Raw genomic sequence first — 21,251 nt, 5'->3', positions numbered from 1 at the left:
TAGGAGGCAACAATCATGAAGGTAAAACGTGTCGTTGCGAATATTGAAACGCGGGAGACGGCCCAAGCCAAACGTTTTTATCGGGACATACTCGGCCTGGACCTGTTGATGGACCACGGCTGGATAGCAACGTACGGTTCGGAGGAAAACATGTCGGTTCAAATCAGCTTTGCCTCCGAAGGCGGCTCCGGTACCCCTGTACCGGATCTGTCGATTGAGGTCGATGATGTGGAGGAAGCCTATCGCCGCATGCTGGCAGGCGGCTTTCGCATCGAATACGGACCGGCGGACGAACCTTGGGGCGTCCGAAGATTTTATGTTCGCGATCCGTTCGGACGGTTGATCAACATATTGGCGCACCTGTAAATATCCATTATGAACAAAAACGTCTGTCGACGAAAAAGCACTCTCCCGGTCACCCTTCAGGTAGACCGAGAAAGTGCTTTTTAAATGTGAAGGCAAATTAACAGGCGAATGCCTGTGTCCCCAAATTAAGCGAGCCCTTTCGACGTTCTGACGCTCGGCAGGAGAAGTTCCCCGGTCCGCTCTACATAAATGCGGTTTCCGGATTCCTGAAGCGGAATTCCTTCGAATACGACGGTTTCCCCGTCCTGCTCTGCCGGTTTCGATACCGCGATCGGGGATTCGGCCTGCAGCGAAGCATACAGCGAAACGACATCCCCTTTTTTCAAATGCCCGATCATGACCTTCCCAGGCGCTTCGAGCCGGATGTTGGCCGTCGGCACCTTCTCCGACAATTCCGGGTAACGTTGATCAAACAACTCGAACCCGTAAATGCGGGTGTGGCCGCTTCCTTCGATGCTCATCTGCGTCGGTTCAACAATGTGCAGCCGGACATAACGGGCCTGAACCTCCTGCGGCAAAATGCGGTTGATTTCGTCCGCCGCGTTATTTACGACTTCGTCGGCCAGCGTGAAATGCTCTCCGTCCAAGCTAACCGAAATTTGCGCATGTCTGGTGTTCCAATACTTCGATTCTCGCGCTTCCGGATGCCCGCAGTTGATGATGCGGTACTGCCGGATCGTCTTCGGTTCTTTCAGGTCGATCGTCAAATGAGGCCGTACCTCGGTCGAACACCATTTGCCGCTTTGGATGCTGCCGTCGATCGTTTTGGCCGCGTTTTCGTTTTCATTCGCGCTGCTGGATGCGCTTGCGGTCACGCCCAAAGAAGATAAAGCGATGTTGTTGCGGTCATAGCCGAGAATTGGCGCCTGCTGTTCCGTCCCCGCTTTGACGGCCGTCTGCACGATCATCTCCGAAATAAACGGCTTAACGGCAAGCGTGCCCACGTCGACGACAAAATCAAAAGGCTTTTCTTCCTTCAAACGGTTGACCTTGCACTCGTCCATAGCCGCCAGACGCGTATACGCCGCTTCGTTATGCGTTTCCATGCCCGTGAGGTCCCCGCGCCGCATGGCGTTCACCGCGTGAATCGCATGCTGCCCCGCTTCCGCCATCAGCTTGAATGAGCGCAGGAACGGATCCAGCTCTTGTACCAGGCTTCGGTTCAGGCATCGTTCCCGGATCCGGTCCGCCGCGAGCTCCATGCGTTCGAATTGGCTCAACAAAGCCGCTGCCGGACCGGATATATCCTGACCGCTTTCGAATCCTTCCCGAAGCGCAGCGATATTCTCCTTCAAATCCCAGGACTCGTCAAAATAAAAATCGCCGCTCGCGCCGCCGTCGTCTTTTAAAAAGCAGCTGTTCGCCGCAAAAATTTCAAGGTCCTCCGCCACTTCAGGGGCAAGGGCTCTAAAGGATGCGGAAAAGCTTTGTTCCGGATGAAACGCGTCCGTATTCCAGTTATGATCGGCAATGCAAAACAGCGCCTGCTTGGAGGCTTGCGCCTGGTTCATGGGATTTGCGAAAAAGCCGTTGACGTTGTCCAGGTCGGAGCTCAGGTTTTCGATTTTGCCCATCAAAATTTTGGAATCGCAGTAATCGTTCACCGGATAGTTCCACCAAACGGAAAGATTTCGGCTTGACCCGATCTGGCGTTTCGGCGCGTCATACTGCTCTTTTGAAATGTTGGACATCGTTGCGGCCCCTGTCCACATGATTTCCACGTCGTCATGCAGCGTTTCGACAAGGGGCTTGAAATATTCCGTCATCGACGGCCCCCACGCTTCGCAATATCGCGTCCCGACGGTAATCAGCGGCCGCACGTCGCCTTTTCGTTTCACGAATTCTCCGTCGATCCGGTTGATGAACTCCGCCTGCCGTTTGCCGTCCGCAGCGCCCACCAAATCGTCGAACAACACGCCGAATTGGCGCACGCCAAGGCTGTACAGCTGTTCGAGCTTGGCTAGTGCGGCACGGAAGTCATCTTCCGAGGATAAATCGATCGAATCCCCCGGATGGATGGTCCAGACGAAATTCAAATTGTTGGCATGGCCGGCAGCGGCCAGTTCAGCGATCTCGCGCGCTTTCTCTTCCGGATAAAGGTCGCGCCAAAACTTCCGATGGTACGGATCATCCTTCGGCGCGTAAATGTACGTGTTCAGCTTCTGCCGGCCGCCGAATTCCATCAGGTCCATCCGGTCGTCATGGCTCCATGGATAGCCGTAAAAACCTTCAATATATCCGCGGTAGAGAATCTCCGGATAATCTTCGATCCGGCAGGTTCGCAGAACGCCGCCCTCGGACTGCTTCAGCATGTGCAGCAGCGTCACCACGCCGTAATGAATGCCGTCGGGATCGCTGCCGATAATCGCGATTTGCGCGATGCCGCCGTTTTCGGCGACGCGCAGGGCGTAAGCTTCTTTTCGCGCGAAAAGCGCTTCGGAAACCGGGCCTAAACCGGCTATGCGGTCCGCCTGTTCTTTTTCAGCCAAAATGATTTGCGCTTGCCCTTCCTTCAGCTCTTCGGATACCGTATAGGTTATGCCTTGGCCGGTTAACGCGGTTTGCAGTTTGGGCAGCGTCGCTTCTTTCAGCCCGGATAATGCGGCAATATGTACTTCCTTCGTTAAAGCCGCCTCTTCTCCAAAGAAAACCGCCGATTGAGGAACGGGATACAGCTCGTAAGGTTGTTCGGAACCGTTGTTCGTATGATGCGTCATGATGTGCTCCCCTAACTTCATTTATATTTATCATATCTATTATAGCAATCCTTTCCCCGCAGCCGCTACCTCCCATTGATAGATTTCCCGTGAAAATGAGCGCCTTCTGCCTCTTGCTTTGACACCCTTCAGAAGAAAAACGAATACCGGCGTACTTCCATTACTTTCTTATGATTTCAGAAATCGGGACAATCCCCCATATTTCTTGGGACGATTCGCCAAATATCACGTATAATATGGAAGAAGATTGTAGAAGCCTGAAATGGAGGACGTTAGGAATGGGATTGTTTTCATTTATTCGCGGCCAGTTTATTGAAGTTATTGAATGGACCGACAACACCAATGAAATTGTTCATCAATTTCCGGTATACGACAAGGCGATCAAGATGGGGGCGCAGCTTACGGTACGGGAGTCCCAAGCCGCCATTTTCCTGAACGAAGGCCAAATCGCCGACGTGTTCGGACCGGGAAGATACATATTAAGCACGGAAAACATGCCTGTCCTGACGGCATTAAAATCGTGGAAATATGCCTTCAACTCGCCGTTTAAAGCAGACGTCTATTTTGTGAACACCCGCAATTTCACCGATCAAAAATGGGGCACCACCAACCCGATCATGATGCGCGACCCGGAATTCGGCGCCATCCGCATGCGGGGTTTCGGGAGTTATGCGTTCCGCGTGCAGGATCCGGCCTTGTTCCTGAAGGAGATCTTTGGCACCCAGTCCTCTTTTACGGCTGACCAGATCGGCGGGTACCTGAAATCGGTCATCGTTTCCGGATTGACCGACCTGATCGGCGAAGCCAAAATCCCGATTATGGATATCGCCCTTCATTACGACGAGCTAAGCTCGGCCGCCCAAGCGAAACTTGAGCCGATATTTAACGGCATGGGGCTGTCTCTCTCCGGATTTTTCATCGAGAATATTTCCCTGCCGGAAGAAGTTGAGAAAATGATCGACCGCAAGTCGTCCATGAACATCGCCGGCAATTTGGACCAATACATGAAATTCCAGGCGGCGGAATCGATCCGGGAAGCCGCTAACAATCCGGACGGCGGGCTTGCCGGAACCGGTGCCGGGCTTGGGGCGGGCATGGCGATGGGGCAAATGTTCAGCCAAGCGATGAACAGCGCGTCCGCTCCCGCTCCGCAAGCTCCATCGTCGCCCGCCGCGCCTGCAGCCGAAGCTTTGACGCCATGCAGCTCGTGCGGACACGGCCTCAAGCCAAACGAGAAGTTTTGTCCGGAATGCGGTACGCCGAGACCGGAAAAGAAATTTTGCTCCGAATGCGGCGGCGCCCTTGAGCCGGGCATGAAATTCTGCCCAAGCTGCGGGACAAAAGCGTAAAGGAGGACGACTATGACGGTTGAAGCCCCGATTCGCTTCCCTTGCCCCGGTTGCGGGGCGCAAATGGTGTTCGACGCCGAAAGCCAGCAGATGAAATGCACGTATTGCGGCCATTTGGCGCCGATCGACATTCCGGAGGATTATGAGGAGCCGGACGAATACGAGCTGGATTTTTCGGATGAAGACGATGAGTCCTTAATGGATTGGGGGACCGAGCAGCAGGTGATCAAATGCGAAAGCTGCGGCGCCGAGACGCTGATTCCGGCCCAGCAGACCGCGCTCACATGCGCCTTTTGCGGATCGCCCAAGGTGCTGCCGCAAGGAAGCGCTGACAGCATCCGGCCCGAATCCATCATCCCATTTCATATTACGAAAGAAAAAGCAAACGAGCTTTTCCTCAGATGGAAAAAGAAAAAATGGTTCGTGCCGAACGCTTTTAAAAAGCAGCGCACCTACACCAACGTGACGGGCATTTACGTTCCGTTCTGGACGTTTGACGCCCAGACCGAATCCGATTATTCGGCGGAGGTCGGGACCCATCATTACCGGACGGAGACGCGCACGCGGACGGTGGACGGCAAAACGGAAACGTACGAGGAGCAGGTCCGCTATACCGTATGGCACTCCACCAGCGGTTCGTACAGCAAATTTTTCAATGATGTGCTCATCCCGGCCTCCGACCGCCATGACAGCAGAATCATCGAACGGTTCGACGATTTCAGCCTTGATGATCTTCTGCCGTATAAACCCGAATTTCTCAGCGGTTATGTTGCCGAGCGTTACAACGTTTCCTTGCGCGACGGATGGTCGCATGCGAAATACCGGATCGACGAAGATCTGGAAAGCCGGATCAAAAGCAAAATCGGCGGAGATGAAATCCGGAACTTGAATATCGATACGGAATATGACGACCGGACGTACAAACATATTTTGCTTCCGTTATGGAATGCGACTTATACGTTCAAGAACAAAATATACCATTTCATGGTAAACGGCGAAACGGGCAGCGTCAGCGGCAAAGTGCCGCGAAGCGGGTGGAAAATTACGTTTTTCGTGCTGTTCTGTATCATCGTCGTCGCAGCCATCATCGGATATTTTTATGAGCCTAATTAAGTTCTTACAGCAAAAAGACCGGCGCGGGATTTCTCCTGCTGACCGGTCTTTCTTATTTATTTCTTCATGCCCGTGATTTCGGCCACGATTTCGTACGAGCGCAGACGGGCCTGATGATCGTAAATCGCCGAGTTGACGATCATTTCGTCCGCCTGGGTTTCGTCCAGGAACGACTGCAGCTGACGTTTCACTTGTTCGGGGTTGCCGATGATCGCGGTGGAAAGCCGGCTCATGACGATATATTTTTCCTGCTCGGTCCAAAGTCCGTCCATGGACTTGACCGGTGGCGGCAGCTGGCCGGGGGTATTCCGGATCATGCCTAAAAACTGCTGCTGGAACGAAGTGGCGATAAACTCCGCTTCCTCCGTCGTGTCGGCCGCAAACACGTTGACGCCGACCATCGCATGCGGCCGTTCGAGATCTTCCGATGGCTGGAAACGCTCGCGGTATTGCTCCAGTGCCGGGATCGTATATTCGGGCGAAAAATGGCTCGCGAACGAAAACGGCAGCCCCAGCTTCGCGGCGAGCGCCGAACTGAAACCGCTGGAGCCCAGCAGCCAAATCGGCACCTTCTGCCCTTCTCCCGGAAACGCGCGTACGCGTTTGTATCTCGAATTCGGGTCGAAATAAGCCCGCAGCTGCTCCAGCTGCTCGGGGAATTCCGAGCCGTCGGCCCGCACGTCGCGGCGCAGCGCCATGGCCGTCACCTGGTCCGTGCCGGGCGCTCTGCCGAGCCCCAAATCGATGCGTCCGGGATACATCGCCTCAAGCGTCCCGAACTGCTCCGCAATGACAAGCGGCGAATGGTTCGGCAGCATGATGCCGCCGGAGCCGACTCGGATGGTATTCGTTCCGCCCGCTACGTATCCGATGACGACCGAGGTTGCGGAGCTGCCGATCCCCGGCATGTTATGGTGTTCGGCCAGCCAGTAACGGTGATATCCCCAGGCTTCGGCGTGCTGGGCGAGACTCATCGTGTTTTTAAACGCCTCCGACGGCGTGCTGCCCACGGTGACCGGGGCCAAATCCAAAACGGAAAATGTAACGTCTTTCAGTTGTTTACCTGTAACTTGCGCTTTTTCCACGTTACCCACCTCGCCTTTCTTAATGAAGAAGCTTGCGCATTTCTTCGACTTGATGCTGTCTTACTTTTTCAGGCGTCACGTCGTTTCCTTCCGGATCGATGATCGTGAGTCCTTCAAAGGATTTCAGCACCTGGCCGCGGATTTCGCGCAAATAATCTTCGCGCAGCACTTGCTGCTCCACACGCTCAGCGTTCGTTAGGCCGACCTCGCGCTCTTTTTTGGCTAACTCGTTAATGCGTGCCAACATTGGAATCATGTTATTCCCTCTTTCATCACATTCGGATCTTTTAGGACCCGTTTGCGTTGTATTTTGTTCCGGCGAAACGTTAGTTAAACGACCATGGTTTTCTGCACCCATGCCTGCAGCGATTTTAGTTTGCCCGCAAAACGCTCGGCCTGCATCTCCCCGGCCAAATCGGCCACCGTTTTTTGCTTCAATACCGATTTCCAGGCGTTTTCGGCCTCTTCCATCAAATCGGACAAAAAGCAGCAGCGATCTTCTTCCCGCAGTTCAAGCATGTCGCACAAAATTCCGCTGGAAGAATATAACGTCTGCTGTCCCTCAATGGCGAGATACACGTCGTAGACGCGAATCTCTTCGATCCGTTTTTTCAGCTTAAAGCCGCCTTTGATTCCCGGCACGGAAGCAATCAGGTCGGCGCTGACGAGCTTGCGCAGCAATTTTTGAAAATAAGTGGCCGAAACGCCAAGCTGCTGGCTGATTGCCTCGCCGGGCAGAACGGCCTTTTCAGGGAGCATATTCAGCAAAATAATCGCATAGACGGATTGTTCAACGCCCGTTTTCATGTGCATGAAAAAAGTCACCTTGCCTCATCATGTATAAAGCGGATATTTCTTATCCACTTTATACATTATAGCCGATCTGCCGCTCAAATCAAGCCCATGCAGGCGGAAGCGGCAAAAAGACCGGAAAAAGGCATCACCCTTTACCGGTCTTTAACGTTATTTGATGTATTGGCCGCTAACAAGATCGTCAGCGATCGCTTCGGTCGGAATGACGAACTCCACGGACCCCATGTACCCCGGAGCCACTTCGTATTTGTCGAATACGATGACGAGTTTGCCGTCGTTGTTGATATAGAAGTTCTGGTCTTTTTTGATCGTCTTGAATTCATCCGTCGGCAGCACGTCCGCGGCGCCATGCACCCAATAAAATGTATCCGGGTTTTCTTTCATTTGCGTTTTCATCTGTTCTTGAATATTGCCGCTGATCAGCCGGATATATTGATCGTCTTTGAACAGCATCGGCAGGGTGATGAGAATCTGCTTCTTTTTGTCGATTGTATCGAGCTTCAACTCTTCGGATGTCGAAGCCATGCTTTTGTCGACATAACGCTCGATGGAAAGGATGTCGTCGTTGTCGGTTTTGATCTCGTAGCCGGCATCCACGCCCAAGTGGCCGCCGCCTTGTTTTTTTAATGCTTCGATTTCCGCTAGGAATTTGTCGTAAAGCGCTTTGTTCTCCTTCATGTATTTTTCGTTTAGTCCCAGTTCCAACGCCTTGTTGTCGAGATTGGCGACGGCCGGCACTTTGATGTTCGCGCTGTAATTCTGTTCGTTCACCACGTACTCCTTCAGCGTCAGCACTTTGATGATCCGGTCTACGCCGGGGATGGACGATAAAGCGTTGGCAACGGACGGACTGGCATTGATGGTCACCAGAAAGAGCAGCGCCGCGGCGCAAGCGCCGGCAATCCATGTATATTTGACGCGTTTTTGTTTACGGCTGCGCAAAGACGTGTCGATGGCTCTGTCCACGATCCCATCCAGCTCCTCCGGAATCGGTATGTCCTGATATTCTCTTCGCAGCTGTTCGATGTTATTGTTCATTTGATTTGATCTCCTTTGAAGATTCGTCGTCCATTTTCGTTCGCATGACCCGAAGCGCCTGATACAGCCTCGTTTTGACGGTGTTCACGTTTTCCCCCAGCACGGCGGCCACTTCGTCGATTTTCATGTCTTCGAAATACCGCAGCACGATCACGCTTCGGTATTTCTCCGGCAGCTCCTCAAGCGTCCGGTTCAAATCGAAATTCGCGTAATCGTCCTCCGCGCCCGATGCATAAATTTCGATCGTCTCATGGTCCATCGTCCGAACCTTTTTGTTCCTGCGGAGAAAGTCGAGCGCGGTATTGACCACGATCCGGTAAAACCAGCTTTTGACGGCTTCCGGATCCTTCAGTCCTTCGATATGGGTCATCGCTTTATAAATCGAGTCCTGGACGATGTCGAGCGCATCCTCTTTATTTTTTACGTAACTGTACGCGAGCCTGTACACATTTTCCTTATGTTCTTTGATGCATCGCGTCAGCAGCTTTTCCATTTTCCTGTTCAGCATGTCGTATTACCCTTCTCTGTTTAGTCACTGGCGGTTTTTAGGGAGGGCAGCGCCTTCCCCGCTCTCTGGAAGCAAGACGTATGAAGGGGCGCAAAAAGTTTGCGCTGCGAAAAAAAATTATTTTCCTGATGCCGTTACCGCCTTTACGAGCATGGAAGCGTAGTATTCGGCGCCGCTGCGTTTCAAATGGACGCCGTCGCGATAGAAATAATCGTCTTTTCCTTCGCTTGCCGAATACCAGTCTACAACCGCTGCGTTGCCGAATTCACTGGAAACTTCTTCAATGTCCCGATTGACGGTATCCTGCCAGTTTCGCGGAACGCGTGTATTCACGAATATGATCTGCTTGTCCTTTCCGAGCGACTGCAGCAGGGATCTTAATTGCTTTTTGTTAAACGGACCGTTGGTGCCGAGTTCGATGATAATCCGGTCTCCGAGATGTCCTTCGGCCTCCAGGCGCTCGATCACGTCCTCCGCCTGGCGCATCTGCCGTCCGACCTTGCCGTCCACGACGATGCCGGGAAGCATTTGTTCCAGAAATGGCGCGGCGTCCAGCATGACGGAGTCGCCGATGGCGGTAATGCCTTGACCCGAAGGCGGCTTCAAACCGGAAGCGGGCTTGCGGGACGGGGCCGTAGCCATCGCCGTCTCTTTATCATCGTTTGCCCGTAAAGTTGTTTCGGATTGCTTTGGAGGCATGTCCTCCTTGTTGTCCGCCATTTCATTCGTCTTGTCGTGGGAGGTTTCGTGCTCATCCGGGTGCGGTGCTGTGAGCATTCCCTCCGCCTGGACGACTTCCGCTGCCGGTTCCGTTTTTTGAAAAAAGGCATGCCCGCACACGGCCGCAATGAAGACGGCGGGGAACACCGCGCCAAGAAAAATAGGACGCAGGCGTCGTTTTCCGGCAAAAGCCGGCTGGTTTCGTTTCATGAATAATCCTCCTCTGCGCAATGGCTCTTCGATATATTTGTAGGAACATGCCGCCAAAATAATGCTCAAGGACAGCTGAAACAAGATGCGGAGCATGCCGGACCCTTCCGTCCGGACCTCCGGGGCAGTGAATATGATGACGGGGTAATGCCAAAGGTACAGGCTGTACGACCGTACCCCGATCCAGCGCAAAAATTTGCAGCCCATCGCTTTGCCGATCCGGCTGGCCGGATGCGCAAGCGCGGCGATCACGGCCGCGGAAAGCAGCGAAATGAGCAGGAACCCGCCACGATAAAGAAAATCGTCATATTCGTTGACACGGTATACGAGCATGATCAGGACGGCCAGCCCGAGAAATCCGGCGATATCCAAAACGCTGCGGGTTCCCGCCGATACCCTGCCGCCAAGCTTCCGGCTTGGCCAAATGACGGCCAGGGCCGCGCCGATCAGGAGCGCAAACGCCCGTGTGTCCGTCCCGTAATAAACCCTGCTCGGGTCCGTGCCCGGGACGTACAGCACCGCCATGGCCAAGGCCGAAACGGCGGCCAATGCCAGCATCGCGAGCGTCAGCTTGCCGCGCCGGGGAATGATGTGCAGTCCGATCATGAAGAGAAGCGGCCAAATCAAGTAAAACTGCTCCTCGATGGAAAGCGACCAGAGATGCCCGATCGGCGAGGGCGGCCCAAAACTCTCGAAATAGGATACTTTATGATAGATAAGCCACCAATTATTCATATAAAATAATGAAGATAGAAAAGCTCCCTTTAAGTCTTGCAATCTGCCCGGATCGACGCATAAAAGCCATAAGGCGACGAAAACGAGCATGGCCAGCATGGCGGGCAGGAGCCTGCGGGCTCTGCGAATCCAGAAGTCCAGAAGGTTCAGCCTTCTCCGCCTCTGCCATTCCTGAATCATTTGGTCCGTGATGAGGTAACCGGAAATGACGAAAAAAATCCCGACCCCGATCAGTCCTCCTTGCGCCCATTTGGCGTTCATGTGGTACGCAATGACGGCCATGACGGAAAACGCCCGCAGACCGTCGAGTCCCGGCATGTACCGTTTGTCTTCCGGCAATTTTTGGGGCAACAGACGCCGCGAATGCCGATTACTGTAAAGTTTCATGTTGTCGCTCATTTTAGACTCATCCTAACCTTTGATTTGTTGTACATGATCAGGACGAAAATACGTATGTAAAAAGTTGTTGTTATTTACTGGTATAGGCATGTAAAGATAAAAAAGGCATTCCGCTTGAACTACCTTCGGAATGCCTTCATTTTTTTCAAACCGTAAACCGGAAAAATTACCGCTGAACCTCTACCTTCAACACGTCGGAAATGAATCGAACCGGAACATACAGCTTGTTCTGCCGCAGCACAGGCGCGGCGCCTAACGCTCTCGGAGCCGTTTTTGCGTAAGAATACGCATCTTTCCCAACGGTTACGCTCGTCCACTGCGCTCCTTTGCGGACCTCGGCCGTTTTGGAAGATGGATTCCACTTCAGTTCGTATCCAAGTTGAAGTGCGGCGTCACGCAAGGCGACCATTTCGGTACCACGCGCGTTCTTATAGGTTGCCGCTTTTTTCAAGTCCAGCTTCAGGCCGGTTTCTTGGTTCGTCTTGCCGGCGGATTGGCCCTTCAATGCGAAGCGGAACTCGGGCGAACCGACATACCCCGGCGCGATGCTGTATTTCGGGAACACGACCGCCAATTCTCCGTTTTCGATATAAAAGGTTTGCTCTTCGGACGTTCCTTTGTAATCTTCCAGAAAGTATTTCTCCGGATTTTTTTTCATCTGCGCGAGGATGTCCGCATCAAGCTTGGCTTTGTAATCGCCCCCAAGCAGGTCGGACAGCGTAACGCGCTCGGCGGCGGCCGCATTTTTCACGTTGTACGTATCAATCCTCGGCATGCTGGTGCCGCCCGTGCTGCCTTCGGTAACGATCTCGAGCGAGATGATTCCGGCCGGAATGCCGGTTCCGTCGGATTTCAGGCTATAGGTAATGGTTAGTTCATACGCGCGGAACTCTTGATGGGCCTTCTTCGCTTTTGCGGCGGCTTCCGCCGCTTCTTTTTCCCAATTGGCCAAATCCTTTTGCGCATGCGACAGCATGATGTCATTCCATTCATCCTGGTAATGCGTATCCAGCATTCCTGCCAGCTGCGGCACTTTGATATGGGCCGTCAGGTATGGGTTTGTCGATTTGAGAACTTTTTCAGATAGCGTTACGCCCTTCGCTGCAGGCGCTGCCGCTTGCATATTGGCCGATGCGATTGCCGGGGCTTGCGCGGAAGCCATCGCATGGACCGGCAAGCCGGCTGCGCTCATTCCCAAAATGACCGCAGCACCCGCCGCGCTTAATGTAATCCGTTTCATCGTTTTCTTTTTCATATCTTGTTCCTCCGTCTCTCTATAAAAGTAAGTGTCTTTTGGCTGCACTCATGGGCTAGGACGCGGGAGAAGGGACAAAAAGTTTTAGAAAAAGAAAAAAAAAAGAAAAACGCCTTTCGACGTTTTTCAATCCCCCCAGCGTACGGACGACCCATCCTTTATGTCATAGGCCTGCGCCCAATAGTAACCGGGAGCCGTAACCTGTCTTGGGGCAAAGCCGATCATGCCCGACGGGGAGAGTACGTTCTCGGAGCTGGCCGTAAAGGATCCGGCGGCATTAGCCGTACCGTTTACGTATTTTCCGGCCATGTAGGTGAATCTTCCCCCCACTTTGGCAGGGACGGCCTTTCCGGTTTTCAAGTCGGCAACCTGCAGGGTGACGGTGGCTTTTGTCCCGTCATATTTGGTTTCCATTTTCGACACGATCATCGGTTTCAATGAAGTATGCAATGTTTTCGCCTTGATGGGATCGCTTGGAGGTCCTTCATTTCCGGAGGTGTCTACCGCCGCGATCTTATACACATATTTCGTGTCGGGGAGCAGCCCGACGTCCCGGAAGACGAGTCTTGTGGAAACTCCCGCCAAATGCGCTTCATCGAGCGGAAAGTTCGGATTGGTCCCCCGGTATATGCGATATTCCTGAACGGCGGCATTATCCTCGGCAGGACCATAGGCAACGTCGATCCGTTGATGGTCGAACGCGGTCGCCCGGAGTTCTCCCGAAACAGCTGTCGGCGGCTCCGCGTCCGGCGGCGCCTGCCAGTAAACCGCACCGGGTCCCCAGACGGAAGGAAGCCTCCGCAACGAGTCGTAGTGATGAACGGCAATGCCTCCAAAGGCCGCATTGCCCTCAAAAGCGGCGTACACTTTATCCAGCTCCGCCTCCATATACAGCCGTCCTTCTTCATTAAAGCTGATCGTTTCGGGATCTCCGCCGTCCGCGATGTCCTTGGTTTCCACGCCGATCACGACGGATTGCGGTTTTCCGATTTTATTCGCATACTCCATTTCGCCCCGCGCTTGATCGATGATTCCGACGGTGCCGTCCGCCTGATCGCGGTAATCCATGATGGAGATATAATCAAGCATATCCTGCACGTGTTCGGAAAGCGGTTTCAAAGAACCGTTCCAGGAAATATCCGTTGCGTCCGCAGAGGTGTCGAACCAGCGGGGAATCGCCGCCCCGACATGCAGGGATAACCCGGAGGCTGCCTTCCGCTCCATCAAAGCTTTCAGCATATCCAGATATTGCAGCTGGACCGAAGGTTTGTCGCTTTTAAAATCGGGAAGGCTGTACGGCTCGGTATCAATATTTACCCCATCGAACCGTTCGCGTTCGGCGGAGGACAAATTATAATTCAATATCATTTCGAACTCGGCAACCGCCTGCTGCCGATATCTTTCATACGCCCCGAAATACGGAGGCGTCGTGCCGCCGGCTATCAAAGCCTGAACCTGATACCCGCGATCATGCGCCCACGCGATGAATTCCCGCAATTCCGCGCGTTTGTCTTCCAGCATCCGAAGCCCGTTATACTTCCCGACCGCCAAATACCAGGTTCGAATCGGGTCTTGACCGAACGTGCTAGTATCCGAGGACATCGCATCCAACACCGTCCTGGCGCCCGGGTTCAGCACAAGCGGGTAAGATTCGTTTTCCCATATCCATAACGCCCGGTCTTGGCTGTAGACGTCCCGGGTTACTTTTGGGGCTGCTCCTTCACCATTTAATACACCGTTCTTTTCATTTCCGAATTCGTTTGCCGATTCGCCATCTCCTGCCTCTGCAGTCCCGACTTCGGCATCGGGGGCGGCGGAATTACGGTTACCCATCTCAACGGAGACACCGCTTTTGACATACACGGTCCGGCTGTACCCGACATTGCCGTGAACGTCTTCGGCCCTCGCCTCCAGGCTGTTGATCCGTCCCGTAACGGCTTGGGTATCCCAGGATAACGAATAACCTGAGTGGGCTGGATTGGCGTCCTTCCACTCCCCTCCGTTGATCCTGACCTGAACGAGCGCGATGCCGTTTTTGCCGGTAGCCTCGACAACGACCGCCACTTCTCCCTGGGCCGTCTCCTGCTCCGTGGGGCTGGTCACCCGTACCTGCGGCTTATTCGTCTTTGGATTATCCACTTCGATCTGCATAAACGAAGACCAGACCACGTAACGCGTTGCCGCGTCTTTGCCTCTCGCCACGATTTCGACCTGACCGTCGTATGGTGATAAATCGACATCCGCATACCAGCTTCCTGCCTCCTCTCCTTCCATATGGGCGCTTTCAACCGAATCGCCGTTTACCGCAACTTCAATGTCGTACACCCCGCCGTAAGTCCCGGTCAATCGGGTGATCCCCGGTCCCAACGGTCCTCCCGGTCCGGCCTGATCGATCGTAATCTGCCCAGCGGCCGATACCGATGCAGGAGGGATGCAGGGGAACAGCAGAAGCACCACCAAAACCAGGCAAATTCCGAGTTTGCTTGAAACTTTTTTCCGGGTCCGGCTCATCACCTGTCCCTGTTTGGCTGCCATAAGTCTCTTCACTTCCTTTGCCCATAATGTGAATGACCTTGACACAGTCGGTAGAATGAAAGGAGGCGGATGCGAGGTAGGTTTTTGCCGCAAAATAAAGCGCTTACTTTTTCTTATTTTGGCAGGCAGCCGGTTAGAACCTGGATCCGACAAAAAAATGAGGTGCAGGACGCCGAAGTCCGCACCTTTTTCATAAATACGCTAATCTTTTTTGGAGAAATAAAAGTTATCAGGCCTGAATCTATCAGCCGGATCAGCATCCCTTATTCCTTCTTTAAGCAAAAAGGATTCATGCGCTCCATCGTAACGGCAATGAGTTTCTAAAGGTAGGGCTCGACTAATGCCTTGACCCGGTTAATCCCTTCCCACATATCGCCCGGCCCATCATACACCAAAGTCATCGGGCCCTCATAACCGCTGCTTCTGACCAGATCCATGCAGCTCTTGAATTCGTCCTCATTCGGATTGCCCTCGGCGTCGGTCAAGGCCTTCGCATGTATGGATTCGCTTCGCGGGATGGTCATCCCCAATTCGGCAAGCTTGCCTTCCCCGGAGAAATTGCCAAAATCCGTCGTTAACCCAAGCCCTTCACCGCACATGTCCAGCAGGGTTATGCAGTTTGCCGCCGTGGAGGTCAAAGCATGAAAGTTCTCGGTAACGATTCGGACATGCTTATCCGAGGCGTATTGGATCAGCCGCTGCAGCTGCGCCGCTGCCAACCGGACCGCGTCCTCGTCGGCAGGATCCGCATTCCCGGCAATGATACGGATCCGTTCTGCGCCGAGAGCGGAGGCGATATCGATCCAATTTTTCATCCAAACCATATCCGCTTCCCTGCGTTCTTCATCCGGGCTCGTGATATCTCCGTAATCGGCAAGCAGCGCGTACAAACGGATTCCCGATCGGGCGATCGAGTCGCGAAGCTTATGGATGTAAGCCGGACTTGTATCCGGCAGGTTGAAATGGCAGAGCTCCATCGCCTGAAAACCGTTCCTGTGCAGCAAAAAAGGCAGGTCAAGCAGCGGGATGGTTTCGGGCTGATCATCGATCGCCGTGTCTTGCTTTTTCGTCTCTTCATCCCAATACGTCCAGCGGAGCGGACCCAAATTCCTGTGCAAGCTCCAAGTATTTAACGATAAAAACGGCATTCGCTATTCCTCCTTGACGGATGATTACTGCAGCCTTCTTCTCAACCGAGCGCAATTCCAAAATGCTTTTGCAGCGCCTCACGGTATTCTTCGGTCGTTTGCGGTATCCATGAATCGACGCCAGTGGACGTGAAAATCCTGAACTCCTCCCCCGCCACCGTGTTTCTTCCCTCCGGCGTGCGGATAAACACCATCGCGGTTTGCGTAAAAATCGACTCGGGCGCATGCTCGCACCAATACGAAGCCATCGCGTAATCCTGCAGCAGCTGGGGTTCCTCGGTAAACGAATACAGCCGGCACCATTCCCCATGCTTCCACTCGCAAAGCATCCAGCCGAAAAATGGATCCCGCTCCAGTCGGTAACTTTCCGTACCGATCTTCTGCTCAACCCCCTCTTCCAGCACCAGCGAACGGACGGGGACGATGCCGCCGACGCCAACGTCGCACAAATACGAGCGGCCTTCCGCTTCCACCTTTAAAATATGATGCCTGCGCATGGGCGGCGGCTCCGGTTCATCACGCCAAAATCTCGCAAAGTAATGCGTGACCCGGAAGCCGAGCTCTTCCAAAAGCCAACTGAACAGCGCGTTCAGCTCGAAGCAATACCCGCCGCGGCGGCGGGCGACGATTTTGTCGAATAGGTTTTCCAGGCTTAGCGATAAAGGAATGCCATTGATAATGTCCAGGTTTTCATAGGGGACATGATAAATATGGCATTCTTGAAGACGCGCGAGTACGGCCGCGGTAGGTTCAACCGCTCCGTCGTATCCGATGCGTTCCAGATAAGCCGCCGCCCGCGCCGTAATGCCGGATGGGTCGGATAGGTTATTATTCATACCGAAATACTACCTCCAACTTCTTAGGATAACGATGCAAAGTAACTTTTCCATATGTATATGTCCATCTCCTCCCGCAACGACAAAAACCTGCCTCGATAGAATCGATGACGGCGAAAACCAAAAAGCCCAAACCCCCGGATTTCGGGGCGTTTGGACTCACATGCTGCATATTTAGTTCGATCCGGCTCTTATTTAGGCAAACCGAATCGCGTAATAGATTAGACGGCAGTATACCCGCCATCCACCAGAAGACTGGTACCCGTAATAAACGAGGCGTCATCGCTTGCCAGGAACAAGACGGCTTTGGCCACTTCTTCCGGTTTGCCGAGGCGTCCCATCGGATGCAGCCCGACCAGATGCTGGGTGATCGCTTCGGTTCTGCCTTTAATCAAGGGCGTATCGATGTAGCCCGGACACACGGCATTGATCCGAATGCCTTTGGCTGCATAATCCGCGCCCAGCGTTTGGGTCAGCAGCTTGACGCCGCCTTTGGCGGAAGCATACGCGGTAACGCCGGCCTTGCCGACATGGCTGTGAATAGAGCCGCAGTTGACGATCGCGCCGCCATGTCCCTGCGCAAGCATTTGTTTGATGGCGTATTTGTCGCAGAGGAAGACGCCGGTCAAGTTAATGTCGATCGTGCGCTGCCAGCTGTCGGAGGACAGCAGATCGGCCGGGCCGTCCTGCGCGATGCCCGCGTTTGCGAACAGGATGTCTAGCTTGCCGTATTTTGCGATCGTTTGCTCCACCATCTGAATGACATCCTGCTCATTCGTTACGTCGGTTTTTACGAATAATGCATCATAACCCGCTTGATTCATTTCATCGGCTACCGCTTGTCCGCGTTCCGAGAAATCGGCGATCACGACTTTGGCTCCTTCGGCGGCGAACATTCTGACGGAAGCTTCCCCGATGCCGCTTGCTCCGCCCGTTACCACGGCTACTTTATTTTCGAATTTCATTGCTCTCTCTCCCATTCATTATTTTAATTTTCACCGGATACGCCGGCGATCCGCCTTACATTGCCGTCGCGCCGCCGTCGATGACAAACTCGGCGCCCGTACAATAGGAAGACTCGTCGGAAGCAAGGAACACAACCATGTTCGATACTTCTTCGACCGTACCGAACCGTCCCATCGGAGCCATTCGTTTGCCCAGCTCGGCTGCGGACATTTGGTTCACCTGCGTTGCATAATCGCCCATCGCCGTATTGATATAAGCCGGATGGATCGAGTTGACCCGCACATTGGCCGAAGCAAATTCGACCGCCGCGTCCTTCGTCATGATCCGCACAGCGCCTTTGCTGGCGCCATACGCCACATGACCCGATGCGCCTGTCAATCCGGCGATGGAGGAGGCGTTGATGACCGAGCCGCCCTTCGGCTGTTTGGCCATGAACGGCATGACATGCTTCATTCCTAGAAATACGCCGGTTACGTTAATCGAAAGCATCCGGTTCCATTCGTCCAAGCCGATATCGGCAATCGGTTTAATGAAATAAATGCCCGCATTGTTGAACAGAATATCGATAGAACCAAACCGTTGAACCGCCGCGGCCGCAATTCGTTTCCAATCGTCCTCGCTGCTGACGTCCTGTTTGAACGCGGCAGCTGCGCCGCCGGCTTGATTGATTTCCGAAGCGGTTTGATTTACGTTGTCCATATCGATATCGGTTACGATCACTTTCGCGCCTTCCTGCGCAAAACGGAGCGCCGTCGTTTTTCCGATGCCTGCTCCCGCTCCGGTAATCAGCGCGACTTTTCCTTCCAATCTCATGCGATGACTCCCTTTCTCTCATGGCATATACGAAGCTTGACCTGCAACGAAACAAAGATAACGGCCTGATTTATGCTGCAGCACGTGTTTAAGGATGTACCTCAGGCTTTATTTCTATGTTATCATTGATATAAATTAAACAAAATTTAAACATATTTAATTTCATTTAAGATCAGCTTAAATTAGTGTTTAAAATAACTATTAAGGACTGGGCAACCCTATGCATATTGAAAAACTGGAGTATTTGGTCGAAGTCGCGAAAACAGGCTCCATTTCAAAGGCCGCGCAAAACCTGCACGTCACGATCTCCGCGGTAAGCCAATCGATATCCAGCCTTGAAGAAGAATGGGGCGTGACCGTTTTGAAACGGAACCGTACCGGAGCCGTCCCCACCGCCGAAGGGGCCATGATCATCAAAAAGGCGGCGGAGCTGCTGCAAAAATACGACGAATTAAAGGAAGCCGCCCAAGGCTACTCCGAGCTGGTTCAGGGGCGTCTGCGAATCGCCACGATTCCCGGGCCCATGCTGCTGCTTGAACAAGCGGTGCTTGATTTCAAAAAGAAATATCCGCAGGTCAAAATCGAAATCGTTGAACAAGGCTCGCAGGACATAATCGACGACGTGCTGAACGAAAAAACCGATCTCGGCTTCATCATTCTCCACAAAAACCGGTTGATTGAGCATTTGGGGCTGGATCACGAATTGTTGCTGCGGGTTAAAATGGTTGCGGCCACCAGCATTCATTCACCGCTCGCTTTTCAAAAAACAATTACGCCGGAAGAGCTTAAACGACAGACGGTTGTACTGTATAATGATGATTATGTGAAATGGTTTATGGACGATTTTCAGGCCAAGTTCGGACCGGCCGAGATCGTATACACCACCAACAATCGGGCACTGATCAGCCGGGCCTGCCAAAACCATTTGGCGGTCACCGTCGGGCTGAACTATTCGTTCATTTACGAACCGATTTCCGACACCGTAATCCTGGATTTTGACTTCCCGCAGCAAAGTCCCGTTTTTCTGGGCGTCATTCAGCGGAAGGAACATCATTCGACCGCAATTTCCCGGCACTTTCTGAATCGCATCAAACATGATATTTCCGGATTGCAACATCAGTTATAAGTTCGATTGGCATGAAGCAGGAGGATAAACGCCGCAATGAATTTCACTTCCATTATTCTAGGATTGATTTTATTTCTGAATTTTATTTTCGCCATGGTCGTCGTTTTTAAGGAACGCCGCGACCCCGGAGCGACTTGGGCTTGGCTGCTCGTGCTTTCGTTTATTCCGATTGCCGGCTTCCTCTTGTACCTGCTGTTTGCGCAAAATTTCAGGCATGTCCGGTTGTTCCATTGGGATGATTTGAAAAAGATCGGCGTGAAAGAAATCATTTTGGAGCAATTGGAGCGGATCCAGACGGGCAGCTTCCGTTTTTATAACGAATCGGCAAGCAAATACCGCGACATGATTTACATGTATCTGAAAAACAATCATTCAATGTTTACCGAGGAAAACGCGGTGGACATCATTACGGACGGTCAGGAGAAATTCGACAAGCTTTTCAAGGACATTGACGGAGCCAAAGATTATATCCACATCCAGTATTACATTATCCAGAACGACGTTCTCGGCAAAAAACTGATCCATCTCCTTACCCAAAAAGCCAGGCAGGGCGTCAAAGTCAGGGTCCTCTACGACCAGTTGGGCTCAAGAAAGCTGACGAAAAGGTTTTTTCGCGAGTTCCGGGCCGCCGGGGGGCTTGCCGAGGCGTTTTTCCCTTCACGGCTGCGTTTGATCAACTTCCGATTGAACTACCGCAACCACCGGAAGCTGGTCATTATAGACGGCGAAATCGGCTATGTCGGCGGTTTTAACGTTGGGGACGAATATTTGGGCCTGAATTCAAAGTTCGGATATTGGCGTGACACTCACTTGCGGATTATCGGTTCGGCCGTGTACGCGCTGCAAATCCGCTTTATTTTGGACTGGAACCAGGCATCGCACCATCATCCGATTACATATTCGCCAAACCTGTTTCCGGAGGTCGCGCCGTGCGGGCGGGTCGGCATGCAGATCGTTACGAGCGGGCCGGATTCGGAGCTTGAACATATCAAAAACGGATACATAAAAATGATTTCCTCCGCGAAAAAAACGATCCATATCCAGACCCCTTACTTCATTCCGGACGCCAGCGTGCTGGATGCATTGCGGATTGCGGTACTTTCGGGCGTCGAGGTGAAAATCATGATCCCGGACAAACCGGATCATATATTCGTCTATTGGGCGACGTATTCGTATATCGGGGAACTGCTGCGGGTCGGCGCTACCGTATACCTGTACAATAACGGGTTTATCCATTCCAAAACGATCGTCATCGACGAGGAAATCGCTTCGGTCGGCACGGCCAATATCGATTTCCGCAGCTTTAAGTTGAATTTCGAGGTCAATGCGTTTTTGTACGATGACCGGATCTCGAAAAAACTAACGGACATGTTCGAAGAGGATTTGCGTGTTTCCCGGCAGCTGACGCTGCAGGAATACCAGCTCCGGCCGAGATGGATTCGGATCAAGGAAGGCATATCGCGGCTGCTGTCGCCGATCCTGTAAAAAAGAGCTCCCCTAGCGGTAGCGGGCAGCTCTT

General features: G+C 53.0%; 19 protein-coding genes. 6 read left to right on the top strand and 13 right to left on the bottom strand.

What is annotated here, in order from left to right; genetic code table 11:
- Window positions 1-15 precede the first annotated feature (15 nt).
- Complete coding sequence (locus GQY55_RS04280) at window positions 16-366, top strand: VOC family protein (protein ID WP_160038391.1); 351 nt, start codon at window positions 16-18, stop codon at window positions 364-366.
- A 125-nt stretch (window positions 367-491) separates the two neighbouring features.
- Here GQY55_RS04280 and GQY55_RS04275 read toward each other — a convergent pair whose 3' ends face one another.
- Window positions 492-3,083, bottom strand: coding sequence for a beta-N-acetylglucosaminidase domain-containing protein (locus GQY55_RS04275; protein ID WP_160038389.1), 2,592 nt, complete (start codon window positions 3,081-3,083; stop codon window positions 492-494).
- A 278-nt stretch (window positions 3,084-3,361) separates the two neighbouring features.
- On the opposite strand from GQY55_RS04275, the gene GQY55_RS04270 reads away from it, so the two are divergent.
- Window positions 3,362-4,432 (top strand): SPFH domain-containing protein, encoded by a 1,071-nt coding sequence (locus GQY55_RS04270; RefSeq protein ID WP_160038387.1) that lies wholly within the window; start codon window positions 3,362-3,364, stop codon window positions 4,430-4,432.
- Between the two features lie 12 nt (window positions 4,433-4,444).
- Window positions 4,445-5,545 carry a hypothetical protein gene (locus GQY55_RS04265; RefSeq protein ID WP_160038385.1) on the top strand — a complete coding sequence of 367 codons (1,101 nt, stop codon included), beginning with the start codon at window positions 4,445-4,447 and terminating at the stop codon, window positions 5,543-5,545.
- 56 nt (window positions 5,546-5,601) lie between these two features.
- On the opposite strand, the gene GQY55_RS04260 is transcribed toward GQY55_RS04265, so the two are convergent.
- The 8 genes from GQY55_RS04260 to GQY55_RS04225 form a co-directional block, all read right to left on the bottom strand.
- Window positions 5,602-6,630: an LLM class flavin-dependent oxidoreductase gene (locus tag GQY55_RS04260; protein ID WP_160038383.1), complete on the bottom strand. Its 1,029-nt coding sequence runs from the start codon at window positions 6,628-6,630 to the stop codon at window positions 5,602-5,604.
- 19 nt (window positions 6,631-6,649) lie between these two features.
- The gene (locus GQY55_RS04255; RefSeq protein WP_160038381.1) at window positions 6,650-6,886 is read right to left on the bottom strand and encodes a DUF896 domain-containing protein; all 237 of its coding nucleotides are present in this window, start codon (window positions 6,884-6,886) and stop codon (window positions 6,650-6,652) included.
- 74 nt (window positions 6,887-6,960) lie between these two features.
- Window positions 6,961-7,443, bottom strand: a complete 483-nt coding sequence (locus tag GQY55_RS04250; RefSeq protein ID WP_160038379.1) for an RrF2 family transcriptional regulator — start codon at window positions 7,441-7,443, stop codon at window positions 6,961-6,963.
- A gap of 150 nt (window positions 7,444-7,593) precedes the next feature.
- Window positions 7,594-8,481 carry a DUF3298 domain-containing protein gene (locus GQY55_RS04245; protein WP_160038377.1) on the bottom strand — a complete coding sequence of 296 codons (888 nt, stop codon included), beginning with the start codon at window positions 8,479-8,481 and terminating at the stop codon, window positions 7,594-7,596.
- The gene (locus GQY55_RS04240; RefSeq protein WP_160038375.1) at window positions 8,471-8,989 is read right to left on the bottom strand and encodes an RNA polymerase sigma factor; all 519 of its coding nucleotides are present in this window, start codon (window positions 8,987-8,989) and stop codon (window positions 8,471-8,473) included. Before GQY55_RS04240 ends, GQY55_RS04245 begins: the two co-directional genes overlap by 11 nt.
- Before the next feature lie 117 nt (window positions 8,990-9,106).
- Window positions 9,107-11,053 carry an acyltransferase family protein gene (locus tag GQY55_RS04235; protein ID WP_160038373.1) on the bottom strand — a complete coding sequence of 649 codons (1,947 nt, stop codon included), beginning with the start codon at window positions 11,051-11,053 and terminating at the stop codon, window positions 9,107-9,109.
- Between the two features lie 166 nt (window positions 11,054-11,219).
- Window positions 11,220-12,308, bottom strand: a complete 1,089-nt coding sequence (locus GQY55_RS04230; protein ID WP_160038371.1) for a stalk domain-containing protein — start codon at window positions 12,306-12,308, stop codon at window positions 11,220-11,222.
- A 126-nt stretch (window positions 12,309-12,434) separates the two neighbouring features.
- Entirely contained in the window at window positions 12,435-14,843 is a 2,409-nt protein-coding gene (locus GQY55_RS04225) for an Ig-like domain-containing protein (RefSeq protein WP_236575394.1), read from the bottom strand.
- 84 nt (window positions 14,844-14,927) lie between these two features.
- Here GQY55_RS04225 and GQY55_RS04220 point away from each other — a divergent pair, with 84 nt between their 5' ends.
- Window positions 14,928-15,167 carry a hypothetical protein gene (locus GQY55_RS04220; protein WP_160038369.1) on the top strand — a complete coding sequence of 80 codons (240 nt, stop codon included), beginning with the start codon at window positions 14,928-14,930 and terminating at the stop codon, window positions 15,165-15,167.
- Here GQY55_RS04220 and GQY55_RS04215 read toward each other — a convergent pair.
- From GQY55_RS04215 to GQY55_RS04200, 4 genes are all read right to left on the bottom strand, one after another.
- Window positions 15,164-15,991, bottom strand: a complete 828-nt coding sequence (locus tag GQY55_RS04215) for a sugar phosphate isomerase/epimerase family protein (protein ID WP_160038367.1) — start codon at window positions 15,989-15,991, stop codon at window positions 15,164-15,166. The two genes, GQY55_RS04220 and GQY55_RS04215, sit on opposite strands and share 4 nt — an antisense overlap.
- 41 nt (window positions 15,992-16,032) lie before the next feature.
- Window positions 16,033-16,827, bottom strand: a complete 795-nt coding sequence (locus tag GQY55_RS04210; protein WP_160038365.1) for an arylamine N-acetyltransferase family protein — start codon at window positions 16,825-16,827, stop codon at window positions 16,033-16,035.
- A 221-nt stretch (window positions 16,828-17,048) separates the two neighbouring features.
- Window positions 17,049-17,792, bottom strand: coding sequence for an SDR family NAD(P)-dependent oxidoreductase (locus GQY55_RS04205; protein WP_160038363.1), 744 nt, complete (start codon window positions 17,790-17,792; stop codon window positions 17,049-17,051).
- A 55-nt stretch (window positions 17,793-17,847) separates the two neighbouring features.
- On the bottom strand, window positions 17,848-18,606 hold the full coding sequence (locus tag GQY55_RS04200; RefSeq protein WP_160038361.1) for an SDR family NAD(P)-dependent oxidoreductase: 759 nt from the start codon (window positions 18,604-18,606) through the stop codon (window positions 17,848-17,850).
- 220 nt (window positions 18,607-18,826) lie between these two features.
- Here GQY55_RS04200 and GQY55_RS04195 point away from each other — a divergent pair, with 220 nt between their 5' ends.
- Together GQY55_RS04195 and cls are read left to right on the top strand one after the other, a co-directional pair.
- Window positions 18,827-19,732, top strand: coding sequence for a LysR family transcriptional regulator (locus GQY55_RS04195; protein WP_160038359.1), 906 nt, complete (start codon window positions 18,827-18,829; stop codon window positions 19,730-19,732).
- Between the two features lie 36 nt (window positions 19,733-19,768).
- Entirely contained in the window at window positions 19,769-21,217 is a 1,449-nt protein-coding gene (cls, locus tag GQY55_RS04190) for a cardiolipin synthase (protein WP_160038357.1), read from the top strand.
- The last annotated feature ends 34 nt before the right edge of the window (window positions 21,218-21,251 follow it).

The organism is Paenibacillus sp. USDA918EY (assembly GCF_009870825.1).
Taxonomy (GTDB): Bacteria; Bacillota; Bacilli; order Paenibacillales; family Paenibacillaceae; genus Paenibacillus_AQ; species Paenibacillus_AQ albilobatus.
Note: the sequence above shows the minus strand (reverse complement) of the source record. Positions and strands in the feature narration are given on the sequence as shown.